We start from the raw sequence: 12,593 nt of genomic DNA, 5'->3' as shown, positions 1-12,593 counted from the left end.
TAGTACTAATCAAGATATTGATTATGAGTATTTTAAGGATCACATCTTTATACGAGTACTACGGTCCTTGTTGATGGCGATATTTATAGGGATATAGAAAGATAGTGCACTTTTCCTATGGCAAACCCTCGTCGGCAGTTCATTGAGTAAAAAGCATAAAAAGCTGTACGGTTATTTGTTACTTAATATCAATGAGTTACGTTATTTTTTGTCTTTTTTATTAAACTCACAATAATGGACACCTTTTAGCTGTTTTTAGTCGAAAAAGCTGATCGGTGTTGTTTAGTTAATAAAAAAGCAGCCTTATTAGACTGCTTTTTGATGATTTTTTATAAGCTATTGATTTTGTAGGTGACGACGACTTTTACCTGCATTTTTTTCAATATAGTCAATAATCATACCGGCAATATCTTTACCTGTTGCTGCTTCTATACCTTCTAAACCTGGTGATGAATTAACTTCCATGATCAGTGGTCCACGTTTAGATCGTAATAAATCAACTCCTGCAACACTCAGCCCCATCGCTTTTGCTGCTGCAATTGCCGTTTTACGTTCTTCTGGCGTAATTCGAATTAATGAAGCACTGCCACCACGGTGTAAGTTGGAGCGGAACTCTCCCTCTGCTGCCTGGCGCTTCATTGACGCGATCACTTTATCACCAATTACAAAACAACGAATATCTGCACCACCGGCTTCTTCAATATATTCCTGAACCATGATATGAGCTTTAAGACCCATAAATGCCTCAATAACACTTTCAGCTGCTTTTTGAGTTTCAGCAAGTACAACGCCAATCCCCTGCGTCCCTTCTAAAAGTTTTATTACTAGCGGGGCGCCACCGACCATTTTAATCAGATCTAAAACATCATCAGGTTTACTGGCAAAACCCGTTATCGGCATACCGACACCTTCACGGCTCAGTAATTGTAATGAACGTAGTTTGTCGCGAGAACGTGAAATCGCAATAGACTGATTCACAGAAAACACATCCATCATTTCAAATTGGCGTAATACAGCGCAACCATAGAAGGTAATGTCTGAGCCTATACGTGGAATGATAGCATCAAAGCCAATAAGATCAGTGCCTTCAAAATGAATAGAGGGTTGCACCGAATTGATATTCATATAACAACGAAGGGCGTTGATAATGACTGCTTCATGACCTCGTTGCTGACAAGCTTCGTGAAGGCGGCGAGTTGAATATAAGTTTGCGTCCTGTGACAAAATGCCAATTTTCATTACGGTACTCATGTAAGGGAGCGAGTTGGCAGCAGCGGTGACGTTTGGCGAACGCCGATACGATAAAGGGCTGCTGTATGAGGCGCGACTATGCACGTAAATTGTAGAAAAATCGAGATCTGCCACGATGATTTTTTTTAATGGTGAGCAAGAGTAATATTACTAACAATTCAAAAGTAACATCATAGGCCAATAGCTATCTAGTTATATAGCATCAAAAGCTGTACAGGCTGTACGCTCGTTATAAAACAATGAGTTATGTCACAATATTGATTGGCCTATAATAGGCTAAATGGTTGGTGTATGTTTTAGGTGTTTTTTTTATGAAAAGCTGTACGGTACGATAATTAATATCGTCAATAACAGCCTCTTACTGACCCGTAATGACGAGCCAGTATGGTAATAGTGATATAGCGTGAGGGTATTGAGAAGGTTACGATATAGAAATGAAAATTACTCAAGATAAAGATCGAGTGGTGTTTTACTGCTTCTGCCGCCAATTTCACGGGCTAATGTTGGTACTAAATAGCCTGAGACATTATTGATCACTTCAGCCATTAGGCTTCGTGCTTGCTGGTCACTGACAAAGAAATGCGCAGCTCCTTGAACATGATCAAGTACGTGTAGATAGTAAGGTAGGATACCGGCATCAAATAATGCTTCGCTAAGGTTTGTCAGTGCTGTGACGGAGTCATTAACGCCTTTAAGTAGCACGCTTTGATTTAACAATGTGACCTTAGCTTGCTTGAGTTGTGTCATTGCAGTCGTTAGGTCGCTATTAATCTCATTGGCATGGTTTATATGGGTCACCATGATAATTTGTAAGCGACTGGTGGCAAATAGTTCACACAGTGCTGGTGTGATTCGATGTGGGATCACTACCGGCAAACGGCTGTGGATCCGTAACCGTTTAATATGGGGAATCGTGGCAATATGTTCGAGTAGCCATGTTAGCTCATGATCTTTTGCCATTAATGGATCACCACCGGATAAGATCACCTCATTAATTTGTGGTTGACTGGCGATGTAATCAAGGCTCTGTTGCCATACTGCTTTATTGCCTTTGTTGTCTTGATAAGGGAAGTGACGTCGAAAGCAATAGCGACAATTAATGGCACAACCGCCTTTCACTATCATCAAAACACGGTTGTGGTACTTATGTAGTAGCCCTGGAATCGGGTTATCTTGTTCATCAAGGGGATCGGTTGAATAGCCTTGGTGGACTTCGAATTCTTGCTCTAGCGGCAGTACTTGGCGTAATAATGGATCGTATGGGTTGCCAACTTCCATTCTTTCTACAAAACTTACAGGAACGCGAAGCGCAAATAATTTTTTAGCAGCGAGACCTTTTTGCCAAGGTGTTGGATCAATTTTAAGCCAATTGAGTAGCTTTAACGGATCAGATATCGCATTAGCTAGATCATTCAGCCAGTTTTGCTCAACAGATGGCACGTTTCGGGGTATGATATGCGACATTAAATACAACTCGAAGATGTTAAGAGGATTAGAATGGCGTCTTTCAGCACCAATGAATTCCGCAGCGGAATGAAAATTATGCTTGATAATGAACCATGTGTCATTATCGAAAACGAATTTGTTAAACCTGGTAAAGGTCAAGCGTTCAACCGCGTACGAATCCGTAAACTTATTTCAGGTAAAGTTCTTGAAAAAACGTTTAAATCAGGTGAATCTGTTGAAGCTGCAGACGTAGTCGATACTGAACTTGATTATCTATATAACGATGGTGAATTCTACCATTTCATGAACAATGAAACATTTGAGCAAATCGCAGCAGACGTAAAAGCTGTTGGTGATAATGCGAAATGGTTAGTAGAAAACGACGCGTGTACGCTAACGCTATGGAACGGTAACCCTATCGTTGTTACTCCGCAAAACTTTGTTGAGCTTGAAGTAACAGAGACTGATCCTGGTCTTAAGGGCGATACACAAGGTACTGGTGGTAAGCCAGCAACATTAACTACAGGTGCTGTAGTTCGTGTTCCTCTATTCATCGCAATTGGCGAAGTTATCAAAGTTGATACACGCTCAGGTGAATACGTAAGCCGTGTGAAGTAATTCATATTGAGCTTTAAAAAAGGTCGCTTAGGCGGCCTTTTTTGTTGGCTTAAATTTATGCTCAATGATGTTTTCGTTAAAATTTAGCAATAAAAAAAGCACCGCTTGCGGTGCTTTTGGGATGGTATTTAGTAATGATTAAATCATAAATACGAAGATAATCGATAGTGCAGTGACTAGAAATGCTGCTGCATAACAAGCGATTTTACCAGCAACACCAGTATGGAACTTAAGGTCATGCATACCATGGTGTAGACGGTGCATACCATGCCACATTGGTAGTGATAAGGTGGCAATGACAAACAATGCGCCAATAAAGCTGGTTGCGAAGTCTGCTGCGCGCTCATAGCTAACGGCTTCTGGACTGATAATACCAAGTGGCACCATGATCCCAAGTACTAAAATTGTGACAGGGGAGATCATGGCAAACCAAGTACCACCGGCGCCAAATAGACTCCACCATACTGGTTCATCGGAACGTTTTGGATGTAAATTAATCACGAGCGGCTCCTTAAACTAGCGCTAAAACAATGGCGGTGATGACAGCAACAACTGCCCACTGTGCAAGAACGATAATCTTCTTATCTAGTTTCTTGCCTTTAATGCGAATTGGCACCACTTGCGGCATCATGCTAAAGAATGTTTGAGCGTGGAATAAGCTGCCAGCTAACGCAATAATATTTAGAATAATCACAATTGGATTAGCCATAAAATTCAGCCAACCTTGCCACGCATCAGGACCTTTTACTAAACAACCTAAGCCAAAGGTTAGACAGATAGTAAAGAAAATTAGCGGCAATACAGTTGCTTCACGCAGCATGTAAAAACGATAGAAAGAACTGTCTTTCCACCATGTACGCGTCATTTCACGAACGTAAGGTTTACGGTTGCTCATCCTTATGCCTCCTGAGGCTTCAACATTGCAATAACGAAATCTTTCGATGATTCCACTTTGCCTTGGTTTACAGCAGCTGCTGGATCAACGCTCTTTGGACATACTTCAGAACAGTAACCCACAAATGTACAGCCCCATGCACCATTCTCACTATTGATCAGCTCCATACGCTCATGCTGACCATGGTCACGGCTATCAAGATTATAACGGTGTGCTAGTGTGAGTGCTGCAGGACCGATAAATTCAGGGTTTAAACCGAATTGTGGACAGGCTGCGTAGCAAAGACCACAGTTAATACAGCCAGCAAATTGCTTGTATTTTGCCATTTGCTCTGGTGTTTGTAGGTTAGTGCCATCTTCAGGCTTACGATCGTTGCCGATAATGTAGGGCTTGATTGCTTCAAGACGCTCAATGAACGGCGTCATATCGACAATTAAGTCTTTTTCAATCGCAAAGTTAGCTAGTGGCTCAATTTTAACGCCATTTGGGTAATCACGAAGGAAGCTCTTACAAGCTAACTTCGGCACACCATTGACCATCATGCCGCATGAACCACAGATCGCCATGCGGCAAGACCAGCGGTAGCTTAGGTGCTTATCAAGGTGGTCTTTGATGTAACCTAATGCATCAAGTACTGACATGGTTTCATTGAACGGTACTTCAAATGCTTGTAAATACGGTTCTGCATCTGTTGCTGGGTCATAACGCAGAATTTCAATTTTTTGAATGCGATTGTCTGACATTATGCCTTTTCCTCTTGATTTACTTTAGTCGCGGCAGCTTCAGCGGCAGCAGCTTCTTCAGCAGCGGCACCGTATAAACGCGCTTTTGGCTGTGATTTAGTAATCGTTACATCACTGTAATCGATACGTGGTGCAGCACCATCGTTGTAGAATGCCAAACTGTGCTTGAGGAAGTTAACATCATCACGCTCAGTACAGTTATCATCTAGACGCTGGTGTGCGCCGCGAGATTCTGTACGTAGAATTGCTGAGTGCGCCATTGCTTCAGCAACATCCAAGCCGTAACCAACTTCAATTGCATATAGCAAGTCAGTGTTAAAGACTTTGCCTTTATCTTGAATGCTAATGTGTTTAAAGCGCTGCTTTAGCTCCGCTAGTTTATCTATCGTGGCTTGCATTAGATCGTGCTGGCGGTAAATACCGCAACCCGCTTCCATGGTATGACCCATTTCAGTACGGATTTGCGCCCAGTTCTCATCGCCTGTTTGTGCCATTAGGGCATCAATACGTGCTTGAACGGCATCAATTTGGGCATTGATTGAAGTATCATTCCAACCTTGGAATTCTTCAGCACGTTTAACCGCATGTTCACCGGCTACACGTCCAAATACGACAAACTCAGCCAGTGAGTTTGAACCGAGGCGGTTTGCACCGTGAAGACCAACAGAGGCACATTCACCAACAGCAAATAGACCTTTAATACGGGTTTCACATTGGCCATTAGTTTCAATACCACCCATGGTGTAATGCACGGTAGGGCGGATTGGAATCGGCTCTTTGGCTGGATCAACGTTAACGTATGCCTTAGCAAGTTCACAAATGAACGGTAAACGCTCATGTAAGTACTCTTCACCAAGGTGACGTAAATCAAGCATCACCACATCACCCAATGGATGTTGAATCGTGTTACCTTTTTGTTGTTCATGCCAGAACGCTTGCGAAACTTTGTCACGCGGACCTAGTTCCATGTATTTATTTTTTGGCTCGCCTACAGGTGTTTCTGGGCCCATGCCATAATCTTGGAGGTAACGGTAACCGTTTTTATTAACGATAATACCGCCTTCACCACGACAACCTTCGGTCATTAAAATACCAGTGCCAGGTAAACCTGTTGGGTGGTATTGAACAAATTCCATATCACGTAGCGGTACACCGTGGCGGAATGCCATTGCCATACCATCGCCAGTTACAATGCCACCGTTAGTATTACAGTGGTAAACACGACCAGCACCACCGGTTGCTAGGATCACTGATTTTGCTTTAATACAGATCAGTTCACCTTCAGCCATATGAATTGCAATAAGACCTTGTACTTCGCCATTCTCAATTAGAAGATCGACCACGAAGTATTCGTCATAACGTTTGATCTGTGGGTATTTGATAGAGGTCTGGAATAGGGTGTGTAGCATATGGAAGCCAGTTTTATCTGCCGCGAACCATGTACGTTCAACTTTCATACCACCAAAACGACGTACGTTCACTTCCCCGTTTTCTTTACGGCTCCATGGGCAACCCCATTGCTCCATTTGGATCATTTCACGGGTTGAATTCTCGACGAAATATTCAACCACATCTTGTTCACATAGCCAGTCACCACCGCCAACGGTATCGTTGAAGTGATTATCAAAGCTATCTTCGTCTTTGATAACAGCAGCAGAGCCACCTTCAGCGGCAACTGTGTGCGAACGCATTGGGTAGACTTTTGAAATAAGTGCAATTTCTAGTTCTGGGTTTGCTTCTGCAGCAGCGATGGCAGAACGTAGGCCTGCACCACCCGCGCCAATTACAGCGATATCTGTGGTAATAGTCTTCACAGCTATCCTCCGAAGGTAAGACGGTAAAAAAATGAAAAGACGCGTCGTGCGCATCTATCCTTGAAATCCTGCGGGTATTTTATGAAACCTCATTAAGATAAAATATGATGTAGACGCGTGTTTTTAACGAAATAATCAAAAAATGTAATCTGATTACAGAAATTGTGATTATTGTCACAAGTTGTCATGTTTTGGTGGTGTTAATTAGTTGTTTTGTTTGTGGTTAATTGTTTGTGGCTTATTAATTGTGTGTAACAAAAAAATGCTTTAACACCTTGTTGTAAAAGATTTAATAAGCCATTCGATGCATTCTATTAATGATGAATGTGATCTTTTTTTAATTATCCGTGTGTTTGTTGTTATTTTTTTGTATTTTTTTGTTGTTGTGGATATTGCTGCTTTAATGATTTTTGATGGTGTACCTGTTAATGCTATTCATTTTTATTCACAATGAGTGTTGATTGGTAGTAAATATAATTAGCCCAATACTTGGTTAGGTGTGTGGCTTTGTTAGAATAATGGTCTGATTTCCTTTTATATAAGAAGAAATGGTTATGTCTCAGCCTTGGCAGCCTACTGCTGATATTACTCAACTAAAACAGCGTGCTGTTTTACTCGCGACGATTCGTCAGTTTTTTGCAGCTCGTGATGTTATCGAGGTGGATACGCCAGCCATGAGCCAGGCGACAGTGACGGATGTTCATTTGCATGCGTTTAAAACCGAGTTTGTGGGGCCTGGTTATGCTAATGGTCAAACATTGTATTTGATGACCAGTCCTGAATTTCACATGAAACGACTATTGGCTGCTGGTAGTGGGGCGATTTATCAGATATGTAAATCATTTCGTAATGAGGAGTCGGGACGTTACCATAATCCTGAATTTACGATGTTGGAATGGTATCGACCAGGATTTGACCATCATCAGCTAATGGCTGAAATGGATGTGTTATTGCAGCAAGTATTAGGCTGTGGTGCTGCTGAAAAAATGACGTATCAACAAGCATTTATTGATGTGTTAGGCGTGTGCCCATTAGAAAGCACGATGACAGAGTTAAAAGCTGTTGCTACTCGGTTAGGGTTGGCTGATATTGCTGAGCCAGAGCAAGATCGTGACACCTTATTGCAATTACTGTTTAGTATTGGTGTTGAAGCTAAAATTGGTCAACAAGTGCCAGCTTTTGTATATGATTTCCCGGCTTCACAAGCCGCGCTAGCTCAAATTAATCCCCAAGATCCACGTGTTGCTGAGCGGTTTGAGGTGTATTTTAAAGGGATTGAGCTTGCTAATGGTTTTCATGAGTTAGCAAATGGTGATGAGCAATTGTTGCGCTTTGAACAAGATAACCACAAGCGATTACAAATGGGTTTACAGCCGCAACCTATCGACATGCATCTCGTTGAAGCATTACGGGCTGGTTTTCCTGATTGTGCAGGGGTTGCATTAGGGATTGATCGGGTGATTATGTTGGCATTAGAACTTGATCATATCGATCAAGTAACGGCTTTCCCAATTGAAATTGCTTAAAGATTTGTAGCAATACAGCAGTGTAAAAAAGCACGGTTATTATAGCCGTGCTTTTTTTGTCGTCAGATAGCGGTTATGCACCAGTTAGTGATTATCAATAATCTCATACTGAGGGGACGTGCAATTAACGCCGAAGATCTTATTGGGTGTAAATGATGATGGGGTCAAACAGCAAGTAGGATTTCAAGGTGTTTAAACCGTTAAAATATTCTAGCCGGACTTAATCATTGTTGCAACTGATTATCATTTACATTGGTGTTTATTCGATCACAATTCGAGCATTAAGAGGTTGTAAGGGACGGTTATTATCACCCATCATTTGGTTAAGTTGCTCTATTTGAGCCGCTGAGCTTGTAAGATGGCTTTGCATAACATACCAACGCACACCTTCTGTACATGGTGGTGTGGTTAATGAACCATTATAACGGAAATATTGACGTTCACGCGGCAGTAGTGCGTTTGGAGCTAGGTCACCAGTAAAATCAATTGTCTCACCTTTGGTTGGAATCTTTTTTAGTAAGGTGGTTAATTCATTATTTGCTCGAGGACCATTTTCAAACATCACCGCAATTACAGCAATATGGCCACTTGCATCAACATTAACGAAATGTGCTTCTAATGGGTATTGCTTGCCGTCAATATAGTTTTCAGACGGAGTATGGAAATGGAATTGTTTAAGTGTGTAAGTATCGCCATCGATAATGACTTTATTATCACCGCTAACATTGGCTGAGATAGTATGACCGTTATTAGTGAGGCTAGTGATTTTACCTTCATAATTGATCTGTAATGGTTGGGTTTGCGTTTGAATAGGAGACTCGATATCAATCGGGCTCTGATTTTCGCCGCCACAAGCTGGGTAACTATCAACCCAATGCTCAGTACCTTGTTGATCGCCGTATCCCCATGCCGCATTAGCGTGTGCAGAAAGAGAAAAGCAGGTCGCTAAGGCGAGTACTAATGCCGATACTGTGTTTTTTTTCATTATGATTACCTATGAGTATGAGAGTTATCCCGACCTAACAGTAGTACTGGGTACGCGAGATGAAGCACTAACGTTAGCATAGTAATGTTTTGATTTGATATTGAAAAATACTATTAAAGAATAGCTTTAGTGATAGCTGTAATATAAAGCAGAGATATAGAGCACCAATAAACAAAAATGTTGTGCTTTATTAGGTATTAACCAATGTCGCGGGGTAATCGTTACCCCGTCAACAATAGTATTGGTAGTATTTTATTTAACTAGACGCTCAGCATAAGGTTGTCCCATGCGGGTAACTTGACCTGGTTGCATGTTGTCTACAAAGCAGATGCTATCTTTAGGAAATAAGTTAATCACAGTTGAGCCCAATTTAAAGCGACCCATTTCTTGACCTTTCTTTAAACAAATAGCTTGTTCTCCCGTTGTTGGGTAATCCCAACGACGAACTTCTGGACCCGTAGGTGGCGTCACAGTACCAGCCCATACGGTTTCGATGCTGCCAACAATAGTCGCGCCAACGAGCACTTGTGCTAATAGGCCAAACTCAGTTTCAAACACACATACAACACGCTCATTACGGGCAAACAGATTAGGAACATTGGTTGCGGTGAGTGGATTTACAGAAAAAAGGTCGCCCGGAATATAAATCATTTTGCGTAATACACCATCACATGGCATATGAACTCGGTGGTAGTCACTTGGTGAAAGGTACAATGTCGCAAACTCTCCCCCCATAAACTCATCGGCTAAATCGCTATCACCACCTAATAATTCACAGGCATTAAAGTAATGGCCTTTGGCTTGGAATAAGCGCCCAGCTTTAATTGGACCGAATTGGCTTACACAAGCATCAGCGGGGTGACTAATGATTTGCTGATCGTTGTTAATTGGGCGAGCACCTTCCATTAGTTCACGTACAAAAAAAGCATTGAAGGTTGGGTAAGCCATTGGATCCGGATTACGCGCTTCAGCCATATTGACGTTATATTGTTTGATGAACCAACGAATAATAGTAGTAGTTAGTTTTCCACCTTCATAAGCCGCTAGTTTACCCACAAGACGGGTTAACGCATGCTTTGGCATGCAATATTGAAGGCCAATCTTAATCTTATCTAGCACAATCATTCTTCCAGTAAATATTAATTAATCAATAAGTTAGTTATTCTTTGCTTATTTGGAAGAATAACGTCAACCCGTAATAGTACCGAACTATTTTAATAATGTCAGTTATTGTGGCGTTATAGCTGCAGTAGATAAGTTAAGTTTGTCGGTGTTGATTTGAATTGTAGTCGATAAAAAATAAGCCTAAAAAATAATGAAATTCTTTAGGCTTATTCTATTTTTAGTTTGGTTTGTTACGTGAAAATTGGCGGTTAGCCACTGTTTCCGACATACTTTCAATAATCTTATGGTAACTATTGTAGCGTTCGCGACTAATATCACCACGCTCAACGGCTTCGCGAATGATACAGCCAGGATCGTTCCCGTGTGTACAATCACGGAATTTACAGCCACCTAGATATTGACGAAACTCAACAAATGCTTCGGTAATTTGTTCTGGTTCTAGATGCCATAGACCAAATTCACGTACTCCTGGGGAGTCGATTAAATCACCGCCATCAGCAAAGTGATATAATCTCGCAGCCGTAGTGGTATGTTGGCCTAAGCCAGAGTTAGTCGAAACATCGCCAATATCAGCCTCAACGTCTGGCATTAATGCATTGACCATACTTGATTTTCCAACACCAGATTGACCGGCAAAGATACTGACATGATCTTTTAAATCAACCTTCAAATCCTCAAGCCCTTCACCAGTATCGGTACTGACTAAGCGTACGCTATAACCAATATTTTGGTATTGCGTTAACTTACGTTCAACGTCAAGTCGTTGTTCCGCTGTCAATAAGTCGACTTTATTAACCACAATTAGCGGTTTAATGCCGATAGTTTCAGCTGCAATAATGTAACGGTCAATGATGTTAAGCGATAGCTCGGGTAGAATCGATGACACAATTACAATCCGATCAACGTTAGCTGCAACCGCTTTTACACCATCGTAATAGTCAGGGCGGGTCAACATTGATTTGCGTTCATGTACCGCTTCTACAACGCCTGCAATACCTTGTAATGCTTCAACACCTGGACGCCAAACGACACGGTCTCCAGAAACGAGGCTCTGAATACTGCGACGTAGGTTACAGCGATGAATAATACCCGTTTGCGGATCTTCAACATCTGCGTGCTGACCGAATCGAGTAATAACTAGCCCTTCACGGGCATTTTCCAATAGGGCTTCATCCCATTGGACTTCATTTTTAGCGCGATCGAGGCGCTTATTTTGGTTAGAGCGGACACGTCGGCTCTGACCTTGAGTTAGTTTTTTCTTTTTTGCCACAAGAATATCGTTCTGTTTGGTTGGCTTTCGGTATTATCATACATGGTTTAGTCACAAAAGAGGCAATATCGAATGACAATCAGCGATCAGAATCTTATTTGGATTGATCTGGAAATGACCGGATTGGATCCAGAAACTCATAAAATCATTGAAATCGCCACAGTTGTGACCGATCCACAGCTTAATGTGTTGGCAGAGGGCCCCGTTCTAGCTATTTATCAGCCAGAAGCTGAATTAGCAAAAATGGACGATTGGTGTACAACCACACACACTAATAGTGGTTTAGTCGAGCGTATTCGTCAAAGTACTATTACTGAAGCGCAAGCGGTCGCTCAAACCATTGCTTTTTTAGAACTGTGGGTGCCAAAAGGTGTATCACCTATTTGTGGTAATAGTATTGGTCAAGATCGTCGCTTCTTATATAAACATATGCCGAAGCTTGAACAGTATTTCCATTACCGTTATCTTGACGTTAGTACACTGAAAGAATTAACACGTCGTTGGAAGCCTGAGTTACTTGATGGCTTTTCTAAACAAGGTAGCCACTTAGCATTAGATGATATTCATGATTCAATTGCTGAGTTGCGCTATTATCGTGAGCATATTTTCACTATTTGATGTGAAAATAAGCAGTTAGAAAATAATCTGCGGTTTTTGGTTTAAGAACTATTGCATCCGACAAATTTAGTCGTATAATGCGCAGCCTCGAAAGGAGATAACGTGTTTGTTTCCTTTCGTTAAAAATCGGACGCGGGGTGGAGCAGCTTGGTAGCTCGTCGGGCTCATAACCCGAAGGTCGTTGGTTCAAATCCGGCCCCCGCAACCAAATCTCTTTTAGAGATGTGATGCGACACTAGCTCAGCTGGTAGAGCGCAACCTTGCCAAGGTTGAGGTCACGAGTTCGAACCTCGTGTGTCGCT

Annotated in this window: 12 protein-coding genes and 2 tRNA genes; 5 read left to right on the top strand and 9 right to left on the bottom strand. The window is 41.8% G+C overall.

The window, feature by feature from the left end; all coding sequences use genetic code 11:
- Window positions 1–336 precede the first annotated feature (336 nt).
- On the bottom strand, window positions 337–1,239 hold the full coding sequence (rimK, locus tag PPBDW_RS14380; protein ID WP_036788868.1) for a 30S ribosomal protein S6--L-glutamate ligase: 903 nt from the start codon (window positions 1,237–1,239) through the stop codon (window positions 337–339).
- Between the two features lie 453 nt (window positions 1,240–1,692).
- Window positions 1,693–2,715: an EF-P beta-lysylation protein EpmB gene (gene epmB, locus PPBDW_RS14375; RefSeq protein ID WP_036788866.1), complete on the bottom strand. Its 1,023-nt coding sequence runs from the start codon at window positions 2,713–2,715 to the stop codon at window positions 1,693–1,695.
- A 33-nt stretch (window positions 2,716–2,748) separates the two neighbouring features.
- Here epmB and efp point away from each other — a divergent pair, with 33 nt between their 5' ends.
- Window positions 2,749–3,315 carry an elongation factor P gene (gene efp, locus PPBDW_RS14370; RefSeq protein ID WP_036788864.1) on the top strand — a complete coding sequence of 189 codons (567 nt, stop codon included), beginning with the start codon at window positions 2,749–2,751 and terminating at the stop codon, window positions 3,313–3,315.
- 138 nt (window positions 3,316–3,453) lie between these two features.
- Here efp and frdD read toward each other — a convergent pair whose 3' ends face one another.
- The 4 genes from frdD to frdA are packed head-to-tail and all read right to left on the bottom strand — an operon-like array spanning window position 3,454 to window position 6,767.
- Complete coding sequence (gene frdD / locus PPBDW_RS14365) at window positions 3,454–3,816, bottom strand: fumarate reductase subunit FrdD (RefSeq protein WP_036788863.1); 363 nt, start codon at window positions 3,814–3,816, stop codon at window positions 3,454–3,456.
- Between the two features lie 10 nt (window positions 3,817–3,826).
- Window positions 3,827–4,210 (bottom strand): fumarate reductase subunit FrdC, encoded by a 384-nt coding sequence (frdC, locus tag PPBDW_RS14360; protein WP_036788861.1) that lies wholly within the window; start codon window positions 4,208–4,210, stop codon window positions 3,827–3,829.
- Window positions 4,211–4,212: 2 nt separating this feature from the next.
- Entirely contained in the window at window positions 4,213–4,953 is a 741-nt protein-coding gene (locus PPBDW_RS14355) for a succinate dehydrogenase/fumarate reductase iron-sulfur subunit (RefSeq protein ID WP_036788860.1), read from the bottom strand.
- The gene (gene frdA / locus PPBDW_RS14350; protein WP_036788858.1) at window positions 4,953–6,767 is read right to left on the bottom strand and encodes a fumarate reductase (quinol) flavoprotein subunit; all 1,815 of its coding nucleotides are present in this window, start codon (window positions 6,765–6,767) and stop codon (window positions 4,953–4,955) included. Before frdA ends, PPBDW_RS14355 begins: the two co-directional genes overlap by 1 nt.
- 554 nt (window positions 6,768–7,321) lie before the next feature.
- On the opposite strand from frdA, the gene epmA reads away from it, so the two are divergent.
- Complete coding sequence (gene epmA / locus PPBDW_RS14345) at window positions 7,322–8,293, top strand: elongation factor P--(R)-beta-lysine ligase (RefSeq protein WP_036788856.1); 972 nt, start codon at window positions 7,322–7,324, stop codon at window positions 8,291–8,293.
- 259 nt (window positions 8,294–8,552) lie between these two features.
- Here epmA and PPBDW_RS14340 read toward each other — a convergent pair whose 3' ends face one another.
- The 3 genes from PPBDW_RS14340 to rsgA all read right to left on the bottom strand — a co-directional run bounded on the left by PPBDW_RS14340 (window position 8,553) and on the right by rsgA (window position 11,673).
- On the bottom strand, window positions 8,553–9,278 hold the full coding sequence (locus tag PPBDW_RS14340) for a carbonic anhydrase (RefSeq protein ID WP_107187125.1): 726 nt from the start codon (window positions 9,276–9,278) through the stop codon (window positions 8,553–8,555).
- Window positions 9,279–9,530: 252 nt separating this feature from the next.
- Window positions 9,531–10,397 (bottom strand): archaetidylserine decarboxylase, encoded by an 867-nt coding sequence (asd, locus tag PPBDW_RS14335; protein WP_036788993.1) that lies wholly within the window; start codon window positions 10,395–10,397, stop codon window positions 9,531–9,533.
- 223 nt (window positions 10,398–10,620) lie between these two features.
- Window positions 10,621–11,673, bottom strand: a complete 1,053-nt coding sequence (gene rsgA / locus PPBDW_RS14330) for a small ribosomal subunit biogenesis GTPase RsgA (protein WP_036788851.1) — start codon at window positions 11,671–11,673, stop codon at window positions 10,621–10,623.
- 72 nt (window positions 11,674–11,745) lie between these two features.
- Here rsgA and orn point away from each other — a divergent pair, with 72 nt between their 5' ends.
- From orn to PPBDW_RS14315, 3 genes are all read left to right on the top strand, one after another.
- Window positions 11,746–12,291 carry an oligoribonuclease gene (orn, locus tag PPBDW_RS14325; RefSeq protein ID WP_036788849.1) on the top strand — a complete coding sequence of 182 codons (546 nt, stop codon included), beginning with the start codon at window positions 11,746–11,748 and terminating at the stop codon, window positions 12,289–12,291.
- Window positions 12,292–12,422: 131 nt separating this feature from the next.
- Window positions 12,423–12,499: transfer RNA gene (locus tag PPBDW_RS14320), tRNA-Met, on the top strand.
- A gap of 21 nt (window positions 12,500–12,520) precedes the next feature.
- A tRNA-Gly gene (locus PPBDW_RS14315) sits at window positions 12,521–12,593 on the top strand.

The organism is Photobacterium kishitanii, assembly GCF_000613045.3.
Taxonomy (GTDB): domain Bacteria; phylum Pseudomonadota; class Gammaproteobacteria; order Enterobacterales; family Vibrionaceae; genus Photobacterium; species Photobacterium kishitanii.
This window is presented reverse-complemented; position numbering and strand designations above follow the sequence as displayed.